This window comes from Bartonella sp. AP258QHHD (assembly GCF_042196145.1).
Classification (GTDB): Bacteria; Pseudomonadota; Alphaproteobacteria; order Rhizobiales; family Rhizobiaceae; genus Bartonella.
In genome coordinates this window covers 20,099-45,010 of the sequence record NZ_JBHIPR010000061.1, presented here as the reverse complement: position 1 = coordinate 45,010, position 24,912 = coordinate 20,099, and the positions used below count along the sequence as shown (strand labels likewise).

Sequence of the window (24,912 nt, the reverse complement as noted above, 5' to 3'; positions counted from 1 at the left end):
AATACCCCCTTCCCCTCACATGGGTTGTTGAGCATAATGGGTAGAGAAGAAAAAATACCTTTTATTATAATATTATTTTTATATCTTTATATTTTAGTGTTTAATTTTCAAATATGAATACAGCTTTATAAGATAATATATTGATTTATAATAATTTATTATTTTTCACTTGAGTGAGAAGTCTCAAATACTGTAAGCTTATCTCATTTCAAATCTTTTTTATATTGAAACAATAAAAAGCATTTTCTTGACCAATATAAGTGAGAGAATAAAACTATAAAAAAGAAATGAAAATACCTTTTATGCCTCCTTTCAATAATCAAAATTTATCGTAACATTAGGGTTCATGAAAATAGTATATAGCAGTTGACACGTTAGACCTGAAAATGGAACAATGAGCAACAATGGCATTTTGAGAGTATAATTTTATTTATGCATAATGAATATATAACGAAAGCCAATTTATCCTATAGAATAAAGTAGATATGAAGCAAAATTTAGTCTCATTGAAAATATCCCGAATGACTATAAATTGTGCTCACTATTAGAGCTGTAGATAATTTTACTAAGAATAAAAAAGCAGAAATAATATGCAGTATGTAAAATGATTTTAAATACCCATAGAGAGTTCTAAATATATAGAATGCCTTCTATTTAACTTTTTTATATCAGAAATTACAAAACATGTAGATATATTTTTAGAAGAAAAGGATAATACTGGTCATAAAATTTGGTGTTATATAATTCAGTCAGAACTATAAAGTATTTTATACATTATTTAATATTAATGTAGCTATATAGCTATATAAATAATAATTTAAATATATCTATAAATAAAAATATTGCTTTATTAAACGATAAGATCAAAAACAAAGAAAATAATTTTGATTTGGCGATAAAAATTGTAAAAGTGTTATATATACATGTATTTTTACTTTACTAATTTTTATTATTTTGATTGGAATATTGAATGCTAACATGTAAACAGTATGAGCTACTCTTGTTTATTCATAACCATATAAAAGAAACTGGTGTTCCTCCTTCTTTTGAAGAAATGAAAAATGCATTAGAGCTTTCTTCAAAGTCTGGTATTCATAAGCTCATTATAGCCTTAGAACAAAGAGGTTTTATACGTCGTTTGCCCAATCGTGCTCGTGCTGTGGAGGTGATTCGACTTCCTGAGAAAATAACATTTAACCTTTCTTTAGCACGTAAAATTTCTCCCAGTATAATAGAAAGAAATAAAAGGGAAATATCAAAAAGCTTGAGTCCCTTTGATGAAGAAGAAAAAAAAAATATCACCATTCCTATTATGGGACGTATTTCTGCAAGCGTACCCGCCTCTGCTATACTGCAACAAATAAACAGCCTTTCTCTTCCACTCGATATGGTTAATACAGGTGAGCACTACGCATTAGAAGTTAAAGATGATTCTATGATGGAGGCTGGTATCTTTGATAAAGATACGATCATTGTAAAACGTCAAAATACAGCAATAACAGGTGAAATTATTGTTGCGTTTATTGATAAAAAAGAAGCCACATTAAAACGTTATCGACGCAAAGGAGCTTCTATTGCATTAGAAGCCGCAAATCCTCATTATGAAGTACGGACATACGAATCCGAGCGTATAGAAATACAAGGAAAACTTACCGGACTTATTCGCAAATATTAAAAAATAAACCTTATAGTACGCGATAGATATCGCAATAAGAAGCTGTTGAGTATTTTTTTTTATTGTGCCACACGCAATTGACTTCTTCTCCACAGCCAAAGGATGCCCCCAATTCGGTTTATAAACAATCCAGATCCTTATCGAGCAGGTTTCACTTTCCCTTCCCTCCATGTTCTTCACTTAATGCAAGGCTTGACAAGTAAGTTTTAAAATATTCACCACGTACTTTGAAAAGAACTTAAATGCTTTGAAGGAAGCTGTCTTATATCATCATCCTCAATAACGGAATTTTACGATATAATAAGACAAAATTGTATGCATGCATAAAAACACATAAAATTTTGTAGAAAAAAATCAAATAACTTTGTAACAGATTGTATTGCATAGGTATAAAAATAAAGAACATTATTTTTAAATTAATAAAAGCGTAACTCAATCATTCATAGTAATTGTAGGATCATCATGGTAGCACCTCGTATTAGTTTTGTCTCCCTCGGATGCCCAAAAGCACTCGTAGATTCTGAGCGAATTATTACACGCCTTCGCTCTGAAGGGTATGAGATTTCACGTCAACATCAAGGAGCTGATGTCGTTATTGTGAATACCTGTGGTTTTCTTGACTCGGCAAGGAGAGAATCATTAGCCAATATTGATGAAGCTCTTAAAAAAAATGGAAAAGTTATTGTAACAGGGTGTCTTGGTGCTGATCCTGATGCTATTCGCCAAACATATCCTAATGTATTGGCTATTACAAAACCGCAAGCTTATGAAAGCGTTATAGAAGCTGTTCATACAGCAATTCCTCCTGTTCATGATCCTTTTCTTGATTTAGTTCCTCCCCAAGGTATTCGTTTAACACCTCGCCATTACGCCTACTTAAAGATTTCTGAAGGATGCTCTAATCGGTGTAGTTTTTGTATCATCCCTACTTTGCGTGGTGATCTCACTTCACGTCCCATCAGCGATGTTCTTCGTGAAGCTGAAAAACTCGTGCAAGCGGGTGTAAAAGAACTTTTGGTTATTTCACAGGATACGAGTGCTTATGGTGTTGATCTTAAATATCTCGAAAATTCTTGGAAAGATCGTACAATCAAAACTAAATTCTTTGATCTTTGTCGCGAACTAGGCGATATGGGTATTTGGGTACGTATGCATTACGTTTATCCTTATCCCCATGTTGATGAAGTTATCGAACTTATGGCTGCAAAATAAATTCTTCCTTATCTGGATATACCTTTTCAGCATGCATCACCAACTGTTTTGCGTCACATGAAGCGTCCCGCACTTATGGAAAAAACAAACCGTAAAATTGAAAAATGGCGGAAAATATGTCCAGATCTTACTTTGCGATCAACATTTATCGTTGGTTTTCCTGGTGAAACGAATGAAGATTTTAATATACTTCTAGAATGGCTAGAAGAAGCAAAAATTGAACGCGCGGGGTGCTTTAAATATGAAGAAGTAAAAGGAGCTGCCGCAAATGATTTGGGATTAGAAAATATTCCTGAAGAGGTGAAAGAAAACCGCTGGCATCGTTTTATGGCAAAACAACAACAAATTTCTACACATCTTTTAAAGAAAAAAATTGGAAAAAGACTCCGAGTGCTTATCGATGAAAGTCAAGGAAAAGTTGCCAAAGGACGTAGTCAGTACGATGCTCCAGAAATAGATGGTGTTGTCCATATATCATCACGACGCCCACTGCGTGTTGGTGAATTTGTCACCGTTAAAATCGAACAATCGGATGCCTATGACCTTTATGGTATAGCAGTTTAAAAATTTAACTCCTTCCCTGTCCTCAATGATGAAGATTTCTATCAGCATTGGTTTATAAAAAAGCGATTTTTCATAACAAGAACCGATCATGTAACTCACTTCATGAGAATTTACGAGCAATCCTTACTCTGAGTGTTTGCTATACACTCCCAAAATACCAAGCAGTTATATATTCTCTTAATTTAATGCCTTAAATGACGGTGACGGCGGCGCAACAGAATAAAATAAAATCCACAAGGTACACCATTTTTAATTAACAAAAGAGCAAATCGACAATCGTACTATTTTCCTATTTTTGATATTGCGACAGTCATTGGTTAGTGAAAGGAAACTTTTTTCAAGAGTGTTTTATGCACACAAGAATTTCCTTTGTGATATGCAAACGGATATTTTTTATGGAAGCAATATAAGAGAATTTGAAACAAAACAATCTGACGATATTTAAATGAAAAAAATAAATTATCATTATAAATAAGTATCTTATCTTAAACTCTTTAAACTTATTTTTAAAATATCTAATTTTTATTAACACGTTTTAAAATCAAAGAATTTCTTATCAAGCAAATGACTTGGGCGTACATTTGTTAAAGCGCGAATCATCGTATCTTTACGTCCTGGCATTTGTCTTTCTATATTTTTCAGCATTTCTTTCATTGCATTACGTTGTAATCCATCTTGACTACCGCAAAGATTACAAGGAATAATTGGAAATTGCATTTCTTGAGAAAATTTTTCCATATCTTCCTCAGCAGCATAAACAAGAGGACGTAATACAAAAAGATCTCCTTCATCATTTTTAAGTTTTCCAGGCATGGCAGCTAATCGGCCACCGTGAAACAAATTCATAAAAAATGTTTCTAAAACATCATCACGATGATGACCTAAAACTAATGCAGAACATCCCTCTTCACGTGCAATACGATAGAGATTACCACGTCGTAATCGAGAACAAAGTGAACAATATGTCTGCGACTCTGCCAATTTATCTGTAACAATGGAATAAGTATCCTGATATTCAATACGATATGGAATTTTATAAGAACTTAAAAAGTCTGGAAGAATATGCTTAGGAAATCCTGGGTGCCCTTGATCAAGATTACAGGCTAGAATTTCAACGGATAAAAGACCTCGCCACTTTAAGTCTAAAAGAAGCGCTAATAAACCATAAGAGTCTTTTCCACCCGATAAAGCAACAAGCCATTTTTTCCCTGTAGAGAGCATAGAAAAATCATCCAAAGCTTGTCGCATATGACGTAAAAGTCGTTTGCGCAATTTATTAAATTCTACGCTTGAAGGAGCAACACGAAACATTGGATGACAATTATCTGCTTCGCTTATTAAAGGATCATCTCTCCCTTTGTTTTCTTCTATTGCCTGATATTCAACTGAAACATCATTCATAATACCATATCCTGCACAATAAACGGCTCGTTTTGCAAAGATAAAAACAAATATTAAAGCAAGCTTACATTTATGTTTTTTGAATTTATAAATTAGATACACAAAAAAGAAATGGAACTATACAAATTTATGACTATAAAACATAGCAATAAACTTAATATAGAACCATTTACAAAAAGAACTTATTAACTTCAAATATTGTAAGAATAACATAATATTTTGAAGTTATCATAATAGAAGAGAGAAACAATTTCTCTTACAGAAAAATTATCGAGAATAAAATTCAACAACCAGATTAGGTTCCATTTGCACAGCATAAGGAACATCTGCAAAAGCAGGAATACGTGTAAAGGTTGCTTTCATCTGTTTATGATCTGCTTCAATATAATCAGGGACATCACGTTCTGCCAATTGCACTGATTCTAACACTAAAACAAGTTGTTTCGATTTTTCCCGAACCTCAATAACATCACCGGGTTTACAACGATAAGATTGAATGTTTGTGCGCCGCCCATTGACATTAACATGACCGTGATTGATAAATTGGCGAGAAGCAAAAATCGTAGGTACGAATTTTGCACGATAAACAACAGCATCCAAACGTGATTCTAACAGACCGATAAGATTTTCACCAGTATCTCCCCGTCGACGAGCAGCTTCTTCATAGGTTTTATGAAATTGTTTTTCTGAAATATCTCCATAAAACCCTTTCAATTTCTGTTTAGCGCGCAACTGCACCCCATAGTCAGAAAGTTTTCCTTTACGACGCTGTCCATGCTGACCTGGACCATAATCACGACGATTGACAGGAGATTTTGGACGCCCCCAAATATTTTCTCCCATACGACGGTCAATTTTATACTTTGTTGTTTCGCGTTTACTCATCGCATTTCCTTATAAAATAAAACACGAGATCTTAAGACCCCAAGGAAACGCGCCCTCCTCTGCCTTTAAATACTAAAGACTGACAGAATACCTTAACATATCAATATGCAAAGTTATCCACGGGACACGTCAATTAATGCTATTTTCTTGAAAAAATAGCTAGATCATCATTATTGGTCTCGTAACCCAAAGTCAACTCCTTTCATGAGTTTTAAGCCAAATCCTTTAAACAAATTCTCCGTTAAAGAAGTGATATTTTTTGATGTCAACAACGCAAAATCTTGATATTTCTTTATATATTGATGGTGTATCTTTCCCGACAATGGTAATAAAGATCTGGTATGTTTGGCGATCGCTTTCGCCGGATCAATCCACTCAACGGACCATAAAGCATGTTCACGAAAGAAATTAATCAAAAAAGGATAATGTGTGCAGGCTAAAACAATAACATCCGTATATTGTCCATTTTTTTCCACAAAACATGGCAAGATTTCTTTTCTTAACTCTTCTGAATCGATAGATTTTCCCCGTAAATAATCTTCAGCAAGTCCAGCCAGCTTTTTACTTCCCACAAGCTGAACATGACACTGTCCAGCAAAAGAGTTAATTAATTCATTTGTATAAGCACGTTTAACTGTTCCAGGAGTCGCTAATACGGAAATAAAACCAGATTTTGTTTGTTCAGCAGCTGATTTAATTGCAGGAACCGTTCCTACAAAAGGGACATGAGGAAAATTCTGTCGTAAATCTGCTATCATCAGTGTAGAAACAGTGTTGCAAGCAATCACACATAAAGCTGGATTGTAACGTGTTAAAAGATTTGTAAAAATCTTCAAAATACGCTCTTTCAAAATATTTTCTTTCCAATTTCCATAAGGAAATCCTGCATCATCAGCAACATAGATAAATTGCATGTCGGGGATAAGAATACGCGCTTCCCTGAACACTGTTAAACCACCAATACCGCTATCAAAAAAAAGAACAGGTCGTTCATCCATTAGTTTTCACACTTATTTTTAATTTTTTTACGATCACGCTCTTCCGGTGCTCTACTCCCCCGTGGATATTGTGGCGAAAAATGATCCAAAGAAGATATAATGCCTCGCAATAAACGAACCTCAGGTTCACTAAAGTTAGCGCGCGTAAAAACAGAGCGCAAATTTGCAAGCATTACTTCTTTACGTTCTGGTGGTCTAAAATACCCACGGATATTCAAAGCCTCTTCTAACTGAGATAAAAAACCATGGAATATTGTTTTATTTGCAGGTTCCATCTCTGCTGCACGAAATGCCGTATCGCTGACATTCTCTAAACCAGCTTTCATCCATTCGTAAGACATTAAAAGAACCGCTTGCGCAATATTAAGTGACGCAAAAGCAGGATTAACTGGAAAAGTAATAATTTCATCAACAAGGCTGATTTCATCATTTTCTAGTCCCCATCTCTCTCTTCCAAAGACAATCCCAGTCTTATGTCCGATACTTTCACGCTGACGTAATACGCTTGCTGCTTCGACAGCACTTTTTACAGTTTTAAATCCACATCTTTCACGTGCTGTTGTGGCAAAAACATAGTGTAAATCTGCAATTGAATCACGCAATGTGTTAAAAATCACAGCATTGTTAATGACATGATCAGCTTTACTCGCAGCAGCTCTAGCTTTTTCATTTGGAAACATCTCTCGAGGATTGACTAATCGAAGCTTAGAAAGCCCAAAATTTGCCATTGCCCTTGCGACCATACCAATGTTTTCAGGAAGCTGCGGTTCAACTAAAATAATAATGGGACCATTTGTTAAATTTTCACGATTCCTATTCGTTCCTGCCATCAATTTTACCTAGTTTCACTTAAACTATCTCCCTCTCCACTATTTTTACGAAACCTTTTTCACAATACTCTAATGCTGTTTAATAATAACTTATAGATAATCTATCTTTTCATTCAAAGATAATAGTTTCTAAACCTAATAATAAATTTTAAAAGCCATTAAAGTGAACGATGGAATTTATAACAATTTATATAAGATATCGTAGCGTTTTTTACATCAATTTTATCTTTTTTAATAGGGAACAGCCCCTATAAATCATAATCTCAGTTGAATTATGAAATCATAAATCCTAAAAAAGGGATATGCACTTTATTCCCAAACTTTTTCCTGCAAAGCTTATCCGTCGTTATAAACGTTTCCTTGCGGATGTTCAACAAGATGATCAGCATGTCCTCACCGTGTCTGTACCTAATACAGGATCAATGCTTGGATTAACAGCTTTCAACACCAATATTTGGCTTTCTTATCATAACAACATCAAACGAAAATATGCCTATCAATTAGAAATTATTGAAGCCGATAATACTTTGGTTGGTATTAATACTTCTTTACCCAATAAACTTGCGTTAGAAGCAATTCAAAACGGATTACTACCAGAATTAAATGGATATAAAACAATTTTAAAAGAACAACGCTATGGGGCACAATCACGAATTGACTTTCTTTTACGTGATGACATTCTTCCTGATTGTTACCTAGAAGTCAAAAATGTTCATTTTATTCGTCAGAAAGGATTAGCAGAATTTCCTGATAGCGAAACAAAACGTGGTGCACGTCACCTTGATGAGCTCATAGGAGTTGTACAACAAGGAAAACGAGCTGCTATGCTTTATATTATTCAACGAGAAGATTGCTCAGCTTTTACAATTTGTCATGATCTTGATCCACTCTATGGACGTAAGTTTGATTTAGCATTAAAATCAGGAGTAGAATGTTATGCTGTAAAGTGTCATGTAAGTGTAGAAGGCATTTTTCCGATTCAGAGAGTAAAAATAGAAAATAGAAGAAACAATGACTGAGTATATCGAATATAATAAAATCCCTTTAAAATTTAATGGAAAAATCCGCATTTTCGATGATTATGCTTTTGCTAAAATGCGTGAAGTTGGTCGTATTGCTGCAGAATGCCTTGATGCGCTTACAGATATTATTAAGCCGGGCGTTACTACGCAAGAAATAGATGATTTTGTATTTATTTTTGGAGCTAAGCGAGGAGCACTTCCTGCTGATCTAAATTATCATGGATACAGCCATTCATGCTGTACATCTATCAATCACGTTGTCTGCCATGGCATTCCCAATAAAAGACCTTTGCAAGAAGGTGATATTGTAAATGTTGATGTAACCTTTATCCTTGATGGTTGGCATGGGGATTCAAGCCGAATGTATCCTGTTGGAAAAATTAGGCGTGCCGCAGAACGCTTGCTAAAAATAACCTATGAAAGTCTTATGCAAGGAATCGCTGTCGTTAAGCCTGGAGCAACGACAGGTGATATTGGGGCAGCCATTCAACAGTATGCAGAATCTGAACGCTGTTCAATTGTGAGAGATTTTTGCGGACATGGTATCGGCCAGCTTTTTCATGATGCTCCCAATATTCTCCATTATGGAAATCCTGGAGAAGGAGTTGAATTAAAACAAGGTATGATGTTTACAATTGAGCCTATGATTAACCTTGGTAAACCACAAGTTAAGATTTTATCTGACGGTTGGACTGCTGTTACCCGTGACCGCTCTCTGACAGCACAATATGAACATACAATTGGTGTTACAAATGAAGGGTATGAAATATTTACACAATCTCCTAAAAATATTTTTTATATTCCAAATTCCCATACCTAACGCAATGTAGAGATGTTATGGCTAAAAAATTAAAACAAAAGGAAGATACTCAAAGTAATCACTTTGCATTAACATCGAGTTCTCCACTCACCCCAGTATCAGAAAGAAAAAGTGAAGAGCCTCAGAAAAACGCACAGCTTCATAAACATTATCAAGGCCATCGTGAACGTCTTCGGAAGCGCTATTTAAAGTCAAAAGGAAATGCAATTGAAGATTATGAATATCTTGAATTATTGCTTTTTCGCACAATACCCCGTGCAAACACAAAACCCATAGCTAAAAATTTGATAGCGCGTTTTGGTTCATTAGCTGATGTGTTGGGAGCGGATATTCACCGACTTCAAGAAATTCCAGGATGTGGTCCCGCCACTGCAGTTGATTTAAAAATTATTTCAGATGTTGCTGGACGTCTTGCTCGTGCGCAATTGTTTAAGCGCGATATTTTTTCATCATGGGATAAAGTGTTAGCGTATTGTAAAGCTGTTATGGCTCACGAAACACGTGAACAGTTTCGTATTTTGTTTCTTGATAAGAAAAACGGCTTACTTGCTGATGAGGTGCAACAAACTGGAACCATTGATCATACCCCTGTTTATCCTCGTGAAGTTATTTCTCGAGCTTTAGAGTTATCCGCATCAGGACTTATCTTAGTCCACAATCACCCTTCTGGCGATTCCACCCCCTCTAATGCAGATATAACAATGACATATAGATTAAAAGATGCAGCAAATGCATTAGGCATTATTATCCATGACCATCTTATTATTGCACGAAATAACCATACGAGTTTTAAAGCGTTAAAACTTATATAAATCTTATGGGATAAAAAAGACTTCATTCAACTATGAATAACGAATCAATTTTCTAAATCAATATCTAATATAGCCATTGAGAAATTATAGGAGAGCTCATCTTCATCTTCATCTCGATAGATAATGCCTAAAAACTCATCTCCCATATAAACCTCACAAGAATCACTCTTTTTAGGACGTGCTCTGACTTGCAATGCTGAGTTTTGGAATATATTTCTAAAATAATTATCAAGTTTTTTTATTTCATCAGCATTCACTATGCTCTCCTGTTTTTTTGAAACGATTAAAATAATTGCGTGTCGTGCAAATAAGACACTCTTATGATTCTGTAAAGTCAGTAAAAAAGCATAATCTGAATATTTACTTAATATTACATATATTCACAACGTTCTTTATACATTCATAAAGAACGTTTACAAAAGGAGTCTATCATTATTAAATATACCCGTATAGATTAAAAAATGGCAAAAAAAAACTGTATATTTTTAATAATTTTACTTTATCTCCAATTTTAGCATCTGTATTTAAAATGCATATTCGTAAGAATAAATTGATCAATAATTTATAATTTTGTTTATTTTATAAAAAATACAAATAAAAATATTTTTTTATTTAAAACTACATTTTTTAGCAAAAAATATTTATTACATCATTCGAAAATAATTCTTTTTAATAACCTTTAAAGTATAATTATCTAATCTTAGAAGAATTACCTCTCTGGAAAATATACAAAATAAGCTAATAAGAGTTTATTTTTCTTTTCATTTTTTATAAAAACTTACGTCATAACAGAAAGATTTTTTAATAAGCTTTTTTCAATTTATACGAAATAAAAATATTGGGTATTTCTGTAAATTCTAAAAGCTATGAAGAGTTCTTATTTTATAGGATAACGAGAAAGAAAATCGATAACGCCTTTTTTATAAACTTTATCGCCTACAGCAAGCATATGATCTCGATCAGGAATTGATAAAGCTTCACCACAAGGCAACAAGGCTGCCAATGGCTCTGCATCACCGCCAATTTCATCTAATGAACCAACGGCAACAAGTGCTGGTTGTTTGATTTTGTAAACTTCAGACGCCGTTAACTCCTGTTTTGATGTAATGATACAAGCAGCAAGAGCACGCCTATCGCTTTTCGTTTGATCTGCAAATTTACGGAACATTAAACCGCGCGTATTGGTAATAGTGGAAATATCTTCTGCTAAAAGGGCCTCAGCAACGGGCTCCCAATTTCCTGCTCCCGTCACCATACCAATACCTAAACCACCAAAAATAACACTGTGTACATATGTTGGATGCAAAAGAGCCATGAAAGCACTAATACGAGCCCCCATAGAATATCCCATAACATGGGCTTTAGATAACTCTAAATGCTGCAGTAACTTTACTGCGTCGCCAGCCATAGCTTGAGGTGTATAAAAGATAGGATCATAACTTTTAACTGAATGTCCGTGACCGCGATTATCAAGAGCAATAACACGATATCCTGCTTCCGTGAGAATACGAAACCAACCTGTTGCATACCAATTCACCCGTGCAGAAGATCCAAAACCATGGATCAACAAAACAGGAGCGCCTTGTCCTTCTTCTCGATAAGCAAATCGCAAACCATTATATTCAAAAAAACGAATATCTTCAGCGGTCATTTTTTATTGCACTTTCCACAAAGTACAGGATGAATAACACGTTGTCCTTTTTGTATCTGTTTTTCAGAAACTTCACCAGCATTAATTTCAAGTGCAAAAGCTGCAGGAACTTCTGATGAAATGGTATTTGTTGAAAATGGAGAAGTATTTTCAATAATCGATACAATAATTCCCTCAGAGTTTAAGAAAATCATATCTAAAGGTAAAGGCGTATTTGCCATCCACATAAAAATTTTCTGCTCATCTCCCGATGGATAACTTTTTAGCTGCTTAAAGAGCATTGCACGATCGCGTGGAAAATCAGTTCGATACATTAAACCAGCTGCTGCTTGAGATGGCGTAAAAGCAATCTCTACCTTATAAAAAACCGGACCTTGCTTTGTATGTATTTCTAAAGGAATCGGATGCACAGGAATCTCTATGGGCTCCTTTGCTACAACAACACGCATATCTAACATAAAAAGCATCACCAATAAAACAATATACTCCTTTTTAAAAGGCTTTAACATTCTTGTCTCCACCAGAGAAAAATTTTAAATTTTGTTTATAAAATAAAAAGTACCAGAGTTTAAAAGTCAAAAAACAAGAGAATTGCTTCCTTGTTATTTTCTAGTTTCTTTCAACGTAATATGCACAATTTTCTTCATTTGGTTTATGGATTCACGAGAGCTATATTTTCTTTAAAAATCTACTTCTATAGCAATTTATGAAACAATCACCTTTAAAAATATAGAAAACACACTGATTTCACTCGTGAAATTTAATGCGTAGCTAAAGGAATGCCTATATCCGGATAAATCTCTGCTGTCATTAAACCTTTTTCTCCTTTACCAAAACGTACAAGAACAACTTGACCCGAACGAAGCTCTGCTAAACCAAAACGGCGCAATGTTTCCATATGAATAAAAATATCTTCCGTTCCTTGCCCACGGCTAAGAAAACCGTATCCTTTGTCACGATTAAACCATTTAACAATTGCTCGTTCTAGTCCACTTTCTGGAGTAACAACAACATGGGTACGGGCTGGAACTTCTGATGGATGGATTGCTGAAGAACAATCTATGGATTTCACCTGAACGCACTTTAATCCTCGTTCAGTTTTTTCCACAGCACAAATGACTTTAGCTCCCTCCAAAGCTGTTTGAAAACCATCCCTTCGCATTACTGTAACATGCAATAATATATCGGGGAAATGAGGTAAATCAGGTACAATAAATCCATACCCCTTACTACCATCAAACCACTTAATGACACCACTGATTTCGATAATCTCCCCACAAGCACCTATACTATCCTCAGATGGGGAACAATCCTTTAATGCATCCTTACTCGTCATAATAACGTGATCCTGTAGCTTATAAATTGTACGATATTGATTCTCTAGGTTTAAGTAAACATTGCTCTTGTATCAACACGCAAGCCCCAAGATAAGATTTCCCCACATTGTCGTATCTTCTATGTTAATGTCAGAGAATATCAACGTGAATATTTATAAAACTATTTGATTGTACACTTTACATACCTTACAAGAAGTGCCCTACAAAAGAGATCATATAAAAGTTTTTTTACATAATGATATTTTGATTAATGTGTAACTTGCATGATGAAGAAGTTCAATATAAGGTGAAAAAACGACAATTCAATTAAGGAAAATGCGCAATGCAATTGAAGAAAATCCTTACGATAATCGCAGCATTTATGGCATTTACAGCAAATGTTTATGCGAGTGAACCTATTAAGATTGGTGTTTATCTTCCATTAAGTGGTCAAAATGCATTTGGAGGTCAGCTTGAAATTAGAGGTATAGAATTAGCCCATAAAAAAGTTCCAGAAATTTTAGGACGTAAAGTAGAACTTGTTATTATTGATAATAAGTCTGATAAAGTAGAAGCGGCTAATGCTGTTATGCGTTTAACAGCAAGTGAAAAAGTGAGTGGAATCATTGGTAGCTATGGTTCTTCGCTCTCGTTAGCAGGTGGTGAAATATCTGAAAAGGCAAAGACTCCAACCATTGCAACGTCCTCAACAAGTCCCCTTGTTACACAGGGTAAAAAATATTACTTTCGTGCTTGCTTTATTGATTCCTATCAAGGAGTAGGAATCGCAACTTATGTAAGCCAAACTTTACACGCAAAAAAGGCTGCTATCCTTAAAGATATTTCAAGCGATTATGCTATTGGTCTTGCAAGTTATTTTACGCGTGCTTTCAAAAAATTAGGTGGTGAAGTTATCTCAAATTTAAATTATAATTCTGGAGATCAGGACTTTTCAGCTGTTCTCACGCAAATTATCGCCCAGAAACCTGATATCTTATTCATTCCATCTTACTTTTCTGAAGGTGCTATCATCATGAAACAAGCACGAGAATTAGGGGCTAAATTTCAAATTATGGGTGGAGATGCTATGGATAATCCAGAAACCATTACGATTGCAGGAAAAGCTGCAGAAGGTTTCTTACATACGACACTTCCCTATAGTGAGGATATGCCAAATATGTCAGTAGCTGCGCAAGAATTCACAAAAGAATGGAAAAAAGCTTACCCAGACAAAGAGCCAAATATCAATTCTGTTTTGGGATACACGAGTTATATGATGTTCATGAAGGCTATTGAAAATGCTGGTAGCACTGATCGTGAAAAAATTACTATCGCACTTAGCCAATTAAAAGATTTTCCTACCCCCTTTGGGGATATGTCAATGGATGAAAATCATAATCCTAAAATTCCTATTGGTATCATTAAAATACAGGATGGAAAACGTGTTTATTTAGAAGAAGTTAAACCTGCTTTTTAATTAAAAAGTTGTGCTTATTAAAATGCAAGAATTGGTTGAGGATCTTTTTCTCAACCAAAAACTTAGAAATTTCTTATTGTCCTATGTAAATTAACAAATGTGGAAGGATGAGAGATGAGCACTGAAATGTTCATCCAGTACTTTTTTAATGCACTGGCATTGGGATCTCTTTATGGGCTTATTGCTATTGGCTACACCATGGTCTACGGTATACTGAGACTCATTAATTTTGCTCACGGTGATATCTTTATGCTGGGAGCATATTTTGTTTTCTTTTCCACAATTGGCTTTATGCCTGCTTGGGCAGCTTTTCTTCTTTTGTTCCTTGCTGCTCTTGTTTATTATTCGGTCTTTATAGGCTTTAAAAGGCGTCCTCCAATTTATTGGATTGCTGCTTTTTTAATTCTTGCGCTAGGATTTGTTTATTATTTTAAAATTTCCCCGCAAGACTTTACACCGATTTGGGTTTTAGCTCTTTGTTTTTCCATTTTTATTACAAGTGCTGTGGGTGTTGCTGTTGATCAATTTGCTTATAAACCTCTACGCCATGCTCCGCGTATTTCGGCACTTATCGGTGCAATTGGTGTTTCTTTTTTTATTGAAAATCTTGCTACTGTACTCTTTAGTGGTGTTCCGAAAGGTGTACAACAGCCAGACTTTCTTGTAACACCATTTTTATGGCATCTAGGATCAGGAGCAGATGGTATCATCAGAATTGCTCCCATGTCTCTGATCGTTCCCTTTGTGTCATTAATTCTTATTTTATTACTATTATGGATTATCCATAAAACAAAACCGGGTCTTGCTATGCGCGCAATCTCCCATGATATTGAAACAACACGTTTGATGGGTGTGTCTGTCAATAAAGTTATTGCGTTTACATTTGGAATAGGCTCAGCTCTTGCCGCCATAGCAGGCATTATGTGGTCTTTACGTTATCCTCAAATTCAGCCTTATATGGGTGTTCTTCCTGGTCTCAAAGCATTTATTGCTGCTGTTATCGGAGGTATTGGTTCGATACCAGGAGCAATGTTGGGAGGATTGTTATTAGGGTTTATTGAAATTATGATTATCGCATTTTTCCCCGCGCTATCTGGATATCGAGATGCCTTCGCTTTCATTTTATTGATTCTGATTCTATTGATATTGCCCACAGGATTAATGGGTAAAAGAAATCAGGAGAAAATCTAATGGCAAAGTCAGCGACAACTGTTTTATCGTGTATAAGTGTTTTAGTTCTCATAGGTTTTTTATTTTATGCTGATAGCCATTTTAATGACTATACGCTTCGTATCATCAATCTGATTGCTATTAATGCGATATTGGCAATTTCGCTTAATTTGATTTACGGTTTCACAGGTATGTTTTCTCTTGGACATGCTGGATTTATGGCTATTGGTGCTTATGTTTGCGCAATTTTACTTCTTTCCCCTGAACAAAAAGAAATGATGTGGATTCTTGAGCCTATTGCTGAACCATTATATCATTTGCAGTTACCTTTTTTTATCGCTGTCGTCGTAAGTGGTTTGTGTGCTGCTGTTGTAGGTTTATTAATTGCTTTACCAATATTGCGTCTTGGTGGCGATTATCTTGGAATTGCAACATTAGGTTTTGCGGAAATTATTCGCATTGTCATTACGAACGCAACATCGCTCACAAATGGCTCTTTGGGAATCAAAGGAATACCTCAAAATGCAACATTATGGTGGAACTATGGTTGGCTAGCATTTACAGTTCTCTTTATTGTCCTCTTACTGCAAAGTAATACTGGTAACGTATTACGTGCTATTCGTGATGATGAAATAGCTGCGAAAACTATGGGAATTAATGCTTTTTTCTACCGTAGTTTTTCCTTTACTGTTGGAGCATTTTTTGCAGGTATAGGTGGCGCATTAATGGCGGCTCTTATTTCAACCATTGATCCAAAAATGTTTAATTTTCTTCTGACTTTTAATATTTTAATGATTGTTGTTGCTGGTGGTCTCGGTTCAATTACAGGGAGCATTATTGGCAGCATTATTATTACAGTCATGCTTGAATGGCTTCGTATTATTGAAAGTCCATTTGACTTAGGTTTTATACATATTCCAGAAACCCCAGGGCTTCGTATGGTTGTTTTTTCTCTTTTATTGCTGGTAATTATCTTGTTTTGGAGAAAAGGGTTAATGGGACAACGAGAATTTTCATGGAATGGAATTTATAGCTTTTTGACACGCAAAAAGCTTTCTAATACTGAGGGAAAGCTATGAACGACAATATCCTTTCACTCAATAATATTGTAATGCGTTTTGGCGGATTAGTTGCTGTAAATAATGTTAATATGGCAATTAAACGAGGAAGTATTACTGGATTAATTGGTCCCAATGGTGCTGGAAAAACAACAGTTTTCAATATGATTTCTGGATTTTATGCTCCTACAAGCGGCATCATTCTTTTTGATGAGAAAAAAATTTCTGGAGCGTCTCCTTATATTATCTGTAGAAGCCATATTGCCAGAACATTTCAAAATATTCGTCTTTTCTCAGGGTTAACGGTTTTGCAGAATGTTATGGTAGGAGCGCATGTTCGACAAAAATATCCTTGGTTTTCTTCAGCTCTCTTTTTTTCAAAAGCAATAAAAGAAAAGAAGGAAGTTTATAAAAATTCCTTGGAGCTCCTTGAACAGCTACAACTTGATCATCTTGCCAATCAATCGGCAACAGCTTTACCTTATGGTGTGCAACGACGTCTAGAAATTGCACGTGCGTTAGCCACAAAGCCCAAATTGCTTCTTCTTGATGAACCTGTTGCTGGCATGAATCCACAAGAAAGTGAAGATCTTAGAAAATTCATAGCAAAAGTGCAAAAAGACTTTGATCTTACAATTCTTCTTATTGAGCACGATATGAAAGTGGTTATGGGGCTTTGCCAACATATTTTGGTTATGGAATATGGCTGTTGCATTGCCAGTGGTACACCAGATGAAATTCGTAATAACCCTAAAGTTATTGAAGCTTATCTTGGCGGAGATGTTTATGGATATTCTTAAAATAAAAAATCTTTACGTTCATTATGGCGCCATTAAAGCTGTCCAAAATCTTTCTATGTCCATAAAGCGGGGCAGTATTGTCACTTTAATTGGAGCCAATGGTGCAGGAAAAAGCAGTATTGTACGTTCTATTACAGGGCTTAATCGCTCTGTTTATGGAGAAATTACCTATAATGGCAAATCTATTATTAAAAAATCACCAGAAGAGATTTTGCGATTAGGGATTGCTCTAAGCCCTGAAGGACGACGTATCATGCCCCATCTCACTGTTTTAGAGAATCTTCATCTAGGCGCTTATATTCGTCACGATAAGCAGGGAATTTCCCGTGATATTGAATGGATATTTGACCTTTTTCCGCGCCTACGTGAAAGAGCAAAACAGTTGGGAGGAACAATGTCAGGTGGTGAACAACAGATGGTTGCTGTGGGCCGTGCACTCATGAGCAATCCTGATATGGTCATATTAGATGAACCCTCGTTGGGGTTAGCACCACTTCTCGTTCGAGAAATTTTTTCGATTATTCGAAAAATTAATGATATGGGGAAAACTGTTCTTCTTATTGAACAAAATGCATTTGCTGCACTTTCCATAGCTGACTATGCTTATATTTTAGAGGTAGGACATATTTTATTTCACGGTGAAGGAAAAACTATGCTCTCTGATTCGCGTGTTAAAGAAGCCTATCTTGGTGGGTAAGACTACGAATTAAGGAAATAGAGCTCATTCCCTCCACCATTTAAAGGAGCATTTCTCATTAAGGATGAGAAATGCTCCTTTGTGAATTTTGACTATTACATCCACCATTTTTCTGCACTGAATATTCCTGCTTCTTGTTCAATAATGTGCGCTATCTGAAAAATGACTTCTTCAGAAAAAGGTTTACCAATCAATTGCAATCCTAGAGGTAAACCATTTGATGACAGACCAGCAGGAACAGAAATTCCTGGTAATCCAGCCATATTAACTGGTACAGTAAAAATATCATTAAGATACATTGCTACAGCATCATTTTTTATTTTTTCATCAGCAATACCAAAAGCAGATGTTGGTGTTGCTGGTGTCAAAATAGCATCAATGCCTGAAGCAAAACATTGATCAAAATCACGTTTTACGAGTGTTCTTACTTTTTGAGCTCTTAAATAACAGGCATCATAATAACCTGATGAAAGAACATAAGTCCCAACCAGAATGCGCCGTTTGACTTCATCACCAAAACCAACAGAACGCGTATTTTCATACATCTCAATGATGTCTTTCCCAGGCATGCGCAAACCAAAACGCACACCATCATAACGCGCTAAATTAGAAGAGGCTTCTGCAGGAGCTATAATGTAATAAGAAGGTAGAGCATATTTTGTATGGGGCAAAGAAATATCTTTAATCTCAGCACCTGCTTCTTTTAACCAATTTATTCCTTTTTGCCAAAGCTCAATAATTTCTGGAGACATTCCATCCACATGATATTCTTTTGGAATACCGATTTTCATTCCTTTGATTGATTGACCAAGATAACTTTCATAATCAGGAACTGGTAAATTGACGGAAGTAGAATCTTTTTCATCAAAAGAGGCCATTGATCTGAGTAAGATAGCACAATCACGAACATCTCTAGCAACAGGTCCAGCTTGATCAAGAGATGAAGCAAACGCGACAACGCCCCATCGCGAACAACGTCCATAAGTTGGCTTTATTCCCACAGTTCCAGTAAAAGCTGCTGGTTGACGTATTGAGCCACCTGTATCGGTTGCAGTTGCACCAGCACAAATTTGTGCAGCAACAGCGGCTGCGGATCCTCCCGAAGAACCACCGGGTACGAGTTTTTCATTTGAGCCTTTTTTTCTCCATGGACTAATAACGGGACCATAATATGATGTTTCGTTGGATGAGCCCATAGCAAACTCATCCATATTAAGTTTTCCTAACATCACAGCACCATCTTGCCATAAATTAGCCGTGACAGTTGATTCATAGTGCGGTTTAAAACCATCAAGGATATTTGAACAGGCTTGAGTATGAACACCATAGGTTGCAAAAAGATCTTTAATCCCCAAGGGAATTCCTTCCAAAAGCCCTCCCTGCCCTTTCGCTAAGCGACTGTCTGATTCAGCAGCCATTTTCATTGCCTGTTCTGCTGTTATTGTTACATAAGCATTCAAAGTTGGATTCGCCAACTCTATTGCTTGTAAATAAGCTTCCGTTAATTCTGTTGCTTTGAGATTTTTCTTTGTTAGAGCATCACGAGCTTGCGCAATTGTGAGAGTTGTTAAATCAGTCATATTGGTTCTCAAATTTCAAAAATATAAAAAGTTACTCAACAATTTTTGAGACAAGAAAAAAATTTTCTTCTGTAACAGGGGCATTGGCTACAATATCTGCTGCTTTATCGCCATCTGTAACACTATCTTCACGCATTCGTAGAGTCATCGGCATCACAGATGTTAATGGCTCAACCCCACTGACATCAACTTCATTCAATTGCTCTACAAAACCTAAAATAGCATTGAATTTTTTTGTCACAGGTTCTATCTCATCATCGTGGAGGGCAATCCTTGCTAAATGTGCTATCCGCTTGACTGTCTCTTGATCAACAGACATACTCTTTACGCCTTTCTGCTTTTTTGTTTATTTATTTGATCTTTATTCTGGCTATACAAGGGTGCACTTGTAAGTGCAAGAATATTAGATAACATGAATAAAGAATATAACTATAGATCTGAAACATTAAAAAACGTATTATACCTTTATGACTGTTATTAATATAGATGAAGTTATAAAACATCTTTTGCCTAGACAAACAATAGCAGGCTTAGATTTAGGGACAAAAACTATCGGAATTGCGATTTCTGATATGGGGCTGACTGTCTCAAATCCGCGTCCTGTACTACAGCGAAAAAAATTTACAGAAGATGCTTACACACTTATTAAAATTTTTGACCGTGAAAATGTAGGCGTTATTATCATTGGCTTACCTCTTAACATGAATGGAAGCAGTGGCTCTCGTGTTCAAGCAACCAGAGCTTTTGTGAGCAATATGAAAGCTTATACAAAAATTCCATTTGTTTTTTGGGACGAACGTTTATCAACAATTGCTGCGGAACGGTCTCTTTTAGAAATGAATGTATCGCGCGCTAAAAGAGCAAGCCGTATTGATTCGGCAGCCGCCGCTTTTATATTGCAAGGTGCTCTCAATAGAATTCAAAACTTTCATCATATGGAAGGATAGAGGACATTGAGCAAATGCCCTGCATTATATCGTGCAATGAGCATCCCGTAAGAAGATCTCCATTGTCCCCCAAGGCGGCTTTCCATATAGGCATTCGCAACATGTTCTATGTCTGTAGAACGTAATGCTGCTGCTGCTGCTGCATAAGCTACTTGTTCAACAAAAAATCTTCCTGCACCTTCATTTGCTGATGCCATATCACCTGCTGACTTAATAATTTCAATTGCTCGGGGTCCCGCTGGTCCAATATCAAGAGCAATTTTTTCCAACAATTTCTGAAACAATCCCGGTGCTTTTTCAGCAATAAGAATAGCATCCTTTACCAATTGATTAGCAGAACTATTTCTCACAATTCGCGCAGGCCCATTATGCAACATTTGTGATAATGGATTATTCTCTATAAAACTTTCAATACCAAGTTGTGCAATAATTTCACCAATAATAGGCACAACCAATTGACTTACATGATAAGCAATAATAGGTGTCATAATGCGGGCAAAAGCTGCTTCAGAACGGTCATTTGCTGCATTGTCAAATGCTCTTGCTAAACGCAAAACCAATGCTTGTGAGGCAGCTATATCTAATGCAATATCTGCAAAAATACGTTCTGTCAGTGGAGGTAAAGGCTGATTGGGCATTTTTTTCCGGAAAAAATCCATACCAAATTGAAGAGCAGCTCGTAAAACACCTGCCGACATGACAGATTGATCGAAACGCATCATCGTCTCGATATCTTTAATAACTTTAAGCCCTTCTCCAGCATTTCCCAAAAGCCAGCCATAACTGCCTTGGAAGTCGACAACCCCCTCTGGTGTTAACAGTTCTCCAGAACGCTGAATTAAATGACGAATCGATATAGATCCATTTAATGCACCATTTTCTTGTATGCGTGGAATAAAAAAACAACTTAAATGACCATCTAAATCTGCACTAACAAGATATCCGTCAGCGGTAGGATTAATAACGTTGGTTTTTACAACATTTAAACGATATAGATCACGTTCCATACTTTCATCGAAAGAAATTTTCTTAACACTTGGAAAATTGAAAGCGTATTTTTCAATATCGTCAAATGCACAAGTTAGAGAAGCAGCCTTTTTATGATGAATAGGCTTTGATGAGGAATCATATTGGCGTGATAAAAGTACATTTTGCCATTTTTTGAAGAGCTCAATATCACTAATTAAAACAGCAATAGCTGCACTCGTTATGATAACTTCATTCAAATGTCCTGTTTCTAAACCAGCAGATAAAGCTAAACGAATCGCACGCGCTTGATAGCGTACTCCATTTTCTGAGCTCGTATTTTCCCAAAGCGAGGTAACCAAACCTGCTTGTCTAGAATATTGTTGAAGAGCTTGATAGGAAGAATGGATCTCTAATCTTTCTGTTGGTTGCCCCCATTCATCATTATAGCATAGTAAAGGCTTATAATGATTCGCTAAGCAAGAAAGTTTCCATGCTTCTCGACTCGCGGCAAAATCCCCTATTTCTTCAAAACTTGCTAACAAAAACTTAGGCAAAGTAGAAGCAATACGAAACATAAGCGTATCGCTAAGAAATGTATTTTTTCGACGAGTATTTTGCGCAGATACAGCACTCATAGGTATATTCCTACATTCAAATCATTCATATCATAGACTATTTGTCTTTTTAGAGTTAAGAAACATTTATCATATTCAAACAAATGCTTGTTTAACCTGTTTAGAGAGAGATAAAGAAGAATGCTATGATGCAAGATAATTTTTTCCCACTTTTCCCTCATCAACATCTTTTAGCTATTAAAGATCTGAGTGTACAAGATCTTAATACATTGCTTGATCGTGCAGAAGCAAATATTATCCTTTCTAACAAAATTGATAAAATAAAATCTACTTTGCATGGACGGACTCAAATTAATCTCTTTTTTGAAGCCTCTACGCGAACACAATCTTCTTTTGAATTAGCGGGTAAAAGGCTAGGTGCACACGTGATGAGTCTTGCGATCGGCAACTCATCTGTAAAAAAGGGAGAAACATTACTTGATACTGCTACAACTCTCAATGCGATGAAGCCAGATATACTGGTTTTTCGCCATAACAGTGCAGGAGCGGCAGCTTTATTAGCGCAAAAAGTTGATTGTTGTGTTATTAATGCAGGTGATGGTGCTCATGAACATCCAACCCAAGCTTTATTAGATGCTCTAACCATTAAAAGGGCAAAAGGTCGTATTGAAGGATTAACTGTTGCGATTTGCGGAGATATCTTACACTCACGTGTTGCCCGTTCCAATATCCTGTGTCTCAATGCTTTGGGTGCTCGTGTTCGTGCTGTTGCTCCCTCAACACTCTTACCCGCAGAAATCGCTCATATGAGTGTTGAGGTTTTTAACACGATGAAAGAAGGTCTTAAAAATGCTGACGTTATCATGATGTTGCGCTTACAGCATGAACGGATGACAGGCTCTTTTATTCCTTCTACGCGTGAATATTTCCATTATTTTGGCTTACATAAAGAAAATTTAGCCTATGCCAAAAATGATTCTATTATTCTGCACCCTGGTCCAATAAACCGTGGTGTAGAGATTGCATCCGATATAGCAGATGGACCACAAAGTATGATTCATACGCAAGTAGAAATGGGAATTGCAGTGCGTATGGCTGTCATGGAGGCTCTATTAGATTCACGCGCAAAGATCAGTGGAGAAAAAAAATGATAAAACCAGTTGTTTTTCAAAATGCTCGTATTATTGATCCTTCGCGCGCAATCGATGAAATTGGTACAGTTATTGTTGAAAATGGACGAATTATAGCCGCTGGAAAAGAAGCTCTGAATCAGGGATTCCCTGAAGAAGCAGAAGTTATTAACGCACAAAACAAAGCAATTCTCCCTGGACTTGTTGATGCGCGCGTTTTTGTTGAAGAATTAGGGAATGAACATTGTGAAACAATTACATCAGCAAGTTACGCGGCCGCAGCAGGTGGTATTACTTCCTTTCTTATGATGCCAAACACGCATCCAGTTATTGATAATGTAGCACTCGTTAAATTTATTACGCATACAGCACAGGAAATCTCATTGGTCAATATTTATCCCGTTGCTTCAATCACACAAGGTTTCAACGGACAAGAAATAACCGAATTTGGTTTGCTCAAAGATGCTGGAGCCGTTGCCTTTAGTGAAGGAAAAAAAACACTTCAAAATTCATCTGTTATGCGGCGTGCAATGACTTATGCACGCGATTTTGATGTTCCATTGATGCATGAAACGCAAGATAAAGATCTTACAGGGCAAGGTGTGATGAATGAAGGACTGCTTGCCAGTTGGCTTGGTCTTTCTGGCATCCCTCGCGAAGCAGAAGTTATCCCACTTGAAAGAGATCTACGTTTAGCAGCATTAACGCAAACACGCTATCATGCCGCTCAAATATCGACAGCACTCTCTGCTGATGCACTTCGTTTAGGTAAAAAACGCAGTGAGAAAATTTCAGCGGGTGTATCTATTAATCATTTATCTTTCAATGAAAATGACATTGGACAATATCGCACTTCTTTTCGCTTAATGCCCCCATTGCGTACAGAAGAAGACCGTGTAGCAATGATTGAAGCAATAAAGGATGGGATTATAGATGTTATTGTCTCTTCTCATGATCCTCAGAGTATCGACACAAAACATTTACCATTTAATGACGCGGCAATTGGCGCTATTGGTATGGAGACCTTATTGAGCGCAGCCTTACGTCTTTATCATAATGAGAGCCTATCTCTTCTACGGATAACGGAACTTTTGTCAACGGCGCCTGCAAAGCTCTTTGGACTCAATGCAGGAACACTCAAAAAAGGGGCTCATGCAGACCTTATTGTGGTTGATCTTGAAGAACCATGGGTTGTTTCGAAAGAGAAGCTCTATTCACGTTCAAAAAATACCCCTTTTGAGAATGCACGTTTTCAAGGACGCGTGATCCAGACTTTTGTGAAAGGGAAAAACGTTTTTAAACTTGATCAACAAACTTAATGAG

The 24,912-nt window shown here is 36.2% G+C and carries 22 protein-coding genes and 2 pseudogenes; 13 read left to right on the top strand and 11 right to left on the bottom strand.

Annotated features, from left to right (window positions below):
- Positions 1–970: 970 nt before the first annotated feature.
- Positions 971–1,675: a transcriptional repressor LexA gene (lexA, locus tag ACFIMM_RS06930; RefSeq protein ID WP_375611918.1), complete on the top strand. Its 705-nt coding sequence runs from the start codon at positions 971–973 to the stop codon at positions 1,673–1,675.
- Positions 1,676–2,137: 462 nt separating this feature from the next.
- Positions 2,138–3,451, top strand: a pseudogene (rimO, locus tag ACFIMM_RS06925) (30S ribosomal protein S12 methylthiotransferase RimO).
- 525 nt (positions 3,452–3,976) lie between these two features.
- Here the strand turns inward: rimO and ttcA are convergent.
- The 4 genes and pseudogenes from ttcA to ACFIMM_RS06905 form a co-directional block, all read right to left on the bottom strand.
- Positions 3,977–4,852 carry a tRNA 2-thiocytidine(32) synthetase TtcA gene (gene ttcA / locus ACFIMM_RS06920; protein ID WP_375628128.1) on the bottom strand — a complete coding sequence of 292 codons (876 nt, stop codon included), beginning with the start codon at positions 4,850–4,852 and terminating at the stop codon, positions 3,977–3,979.
- A gap of 267 nt (positions 4,853–5,119) precedes the next feature.
- Complete coding sequence (gene rpsD / locus ACFIMM_RS06915; protein ID WP_273722651.1) at positions 5,120–5,737, bottom strand: 30S ribosomal protein S4; 618 nt, start codon at positions 5,735–5,737, stop codon at positions 5,120–5,122.
- A 170-nt stretch (positions 5,738–5,907) separates the two neighbouring features.
- Positions 5,908–6,735, bottom strand: a complete 828-nt coding sequence (murI, locus tag ACFIMM_RS06910) for a glutamate racemase (RefSeq protein ID WP_375628129.1) — start codon at positions 6,733–6,735, stop codon at positions 5,908–5,910.
- Positions 6,728–7,565: pseudogene (locus ACFIMM_RS06905) on the bottom strand (RNA methyltransferase). The gene murI and the pseudogene ACFIMM_RS06905 overlap by 8 nt, the downstream one beginning before the upstream one ends.
- Positions 7,566–7,867: 302 nt before the next feature.
- Between ACFIMM_RS06905 and sfsA the strand changes: the two are divergent.
- The 3 genes from sfsA to radC are packed head-to-tail and all read left to right on the top strand — an operon-like array spanning position 7,868 to position 10,219.
- Positions 7,868–8,584, top strand: coding sequence for a DNA/RNA nuclease SfsA (sfsA, locus tag ACFIMM_RS06900; RefSeq protein ID WP_375682771.1), 717 nt, complete (start codon positions 7,868–7,870; stop codon positions 8,582–8,584).
- A complete protein-coding gene (gene map, locus ACFIMM_RS06895) occupies positions 8,577–9,407 on the top strand; it encodes a type I methionyl aminopeptidase (RefSeq protein WP_375611923.1) in 831 nt (276 codons plus the stop codon). The genes sfsA and map overlap by 8 nt, the downstream gene beginning before the upstream one ends.
- Before the next feature lie 17 nt (positions 9,408–9,424).
- Positions 9,425–10,219 carry a DNA repair protein RadC gene (gene radC / locus ACFIMM_RS06890; RefSeq protein WP_375611924.1) on the top strand — a complete coding sequence of 265 codons (795 nt, stop codon included), beginning with the start codon at positions 9,425–9,427 and terminating at the stop codon, positions 10,217–10,219.
- A 44-nt stretch (positions 10,220–10,263) separates the two neighbouring features.
- On the opposite strand, the gene ACFIMM_RS06885 is transcribed toward radC, so the two are convergent.
- The 4 genes from ACFIMM_RS06885 to ACFIMM_RS06870 form a co-directional block, all read right to left on the bottom strand.
- Entirely contained in the window at positions 10,264–10,476 is a 213-nt protein-coding gene (locus ACFIMM_RS06885) for a DUF3126 family protein (protein ID WP_375611925.1), read from the bottom strand.
- Between the two features lie 620 nt (positions 10,477–11,096).
- Entirely contained in the window at positions 11,097–11,870 is a 774-nt protein-coding gene (locus ACFIMM_RS06880; protein ID WP_375682770.1) for an alpha/beta fold hydrolase, read from the bottom strand.
- A complete protein-coding gene (locus tag ACFIMM_RS06875; protein WP_375628133.1) occupies positions 11,867–12,379 on the bottom strand; it encodes a DUF192 domain-containing protein in 513 nt (170 codons plus the stop codon). The genes ACFIMM_RS06880 and ACFIMM_RS06875 overlap by 4 nt, the downstream gene beginning before the upstream one ends.
- A gap of 251 nt (positions 12,380–12,630) precedes the next feature.
- Complete coding sequence (locus ACFIMM_RS06870) at positions 12,631–13,206, bottom strand: cold-shock protein (RefSeq protein ID WP_273791031.1); 576 nt, start codon at positions 13,204–13,206, stop codon at positions 12,631–12,633.
- A 323-nt stretch (positions 13,207–13,529) separates the two neighbouring features.
- Here ACFIMM_RS06870 and ACFIMM_RS06865 point away from each other — a divergent pair, with 323 nt between their 5' ends.
- The 5 genes from ACFIMM_RS06865 (at position 13,530) to ACFIMM_RS06845 (ending at position 18,388) form a co-directional block, all read left to right on the top strand.
- Complete coding sequence (locus ACFIMM_RS06865) at positions 13,530–14,663, top strand: ABC transporter substrate-binding protein (protein ID WP_273791030.1); 1,134 nt, start codon at positions 13,530–13,532, stop codon at positions 14,661–14,663.
- 114 nt (positions 14,664–14,777) lie between these two features.
- The gene (locus ACFIMM_RS06860) at positions 14,778–15,854 is read left to right on the top strand and encodes a branched-chain amino acid ABC transporter permease (RefSeq protein WP_375611928.1); all 1,077 of its coding nucleotides are present in this window, start codon (positions 14,778–14,780) and stop codon (positions 15,852–15,854) included.
- Complete coding sequence (locus ACFIMM_RS06855; RefSeq protein WP_375613416.1) at positions 15,854–16,912, top strand: branched-chain amino acid ABC transporter permease; 1,059 nt, start codon at positions 15,854–15,856, stop codon at positions 16,910–16,912. The genes ACFIMM_RS06860 and ACFIMM_RS06855 overlap by 1 nt, the downstream gene beginning before the upstream one ends.
- Positions 16,909–17,691: an ABC transporter ATP-binding protein gene (locus tag ACFIMM_RS06850; RefSeq protein WP_375611930.1), complete on the top strand. Its 783-nt coding sequence runs from the start codon at positions 16,909–16,911 to the stop codon at positions 17,689–17,691. The genes ACFIMM_RS06855 and ACFIMM_RS06850 overlap by 4 nt, the downstream gene beginning before the upstream one ends.
- Positions 17,678–18,388 (top strand): ABC transporter ATP-binding protein, encoded by a 711-nt coding sequence (locus ACFIMM_RS06845; RefSeq protein ID WP_273791026.1) that lies wholly within the window; start codon positions 17,678–17,680, stop codon positions 18,386–18,388. The genes ACFIMM_RS06850 and ACFIMM_RS06845 overlap by 14 nt, the downstream gene beginning before the upstream one ends.
- Positions 18,389–18,483: 95 nt before the next feature.
- Here the strand turns inward: ACFIMM_RS06845 and gatA are convergent, their stop codons facing one another.
- Together gatA and gatC are read right to left on the bottom strand one after the other, a co-directional pair.
- Complete coding sequence (gene gatA / locus ACFIMM_RS06840; RefSeq protein ID WP_375611931.1) at positions 18,484–19,968, bottom strand: Asp-tRNA(Asn)/Glu-tRNA(Gln) amidotransferase subunit GatA; 1,485 nt, start codon at positions 19,966–19,968, stop codon at positions 18,484–18,486.
- Positions 19,969–19,999: 31 nt separating this feature from the next.
- Positions 20,000–20,287 (bottom strand): Asp-tRNA(Asn)/Glu-tRNA(Gln) amidotransferase subunit GatC, encoded by a 288-nt coding sequence (gene gatC, locus ACFIMM_RS06835; protein ID WP_375606898.1) that lies wholly within the window; start codon positions 20,285–20,287, stop codon positions 20,000–20,002.
- A 148-nt stretch (positions 20,288–20,435) separates the two neighbouring features.
- Between gatC and ruvX the strand changes: the two genes are divergently transcribed.
- A complete protein-coding gene (gene ruvX / locus ACFIMM_RS06830) occupies positions 20,436–20,915 on the top strand; it encodes a Holliday junction resolvase RuvX (RefSeq protein WP_375611932.1) in 480 nt (159 codons plus the stop codon).
- Here the strand turns inward: ruvX and ACFIMM_RS06825 are convergent.
- Entirely contained in the window at positions 20,900–22,519 is a 1,620-nt protein-coding gene (locus tag ACFIMM_RS06825) for an acyl-CoA dehydrogenase family protein (protein ID WP_375638413.1), read from the bottom strand. The two genes, ruvX and ACFIMM_RS06825, sit on opposite strands and share 16 nt — an antisense overlap.
- A 125-nt stretch (positions 22,520–22,644) precedes the next feature.
- Here ACFIMM_RS06825 and ACFIMM_RS06820 point away from each other — a divergent pair, with 125 nt between their 5' ends.
- Together ACFIMM_RS06820 and ACFIMM_RS06815 are read left to right on the top strand one after the other, a co-directional pair.
- The gene (locus tag ACFIMM_RS06820; protein WP_375638414.1) at positions 22,645–23,610 is read left to right on the top strand and encodes an aspartate carbamoyltransferase catalytic subunit; all 966 of its coding nucleotides are present in this window, start codon (positions 22,645–22,647) and stop codon (positions 23,608–23,610) included.
- Complete coding sequence (locus ACFIMM_RS06815) at positions 23,607–24,908, top strand: dihydroorotase (RefSeq protein ID WP_375638415.1); 1,302 nt, start codon at positions 23,607–23,609, stop codon at positions 24,906–24,908. The genes ACFIMM_RS06820 and ACFIMM_RS06815 overlap by 4 nt, the downstream gene beginning before the upstream one ends.
- Positions 24,909–24,912 lie beyond the last annotated feature (4 nt).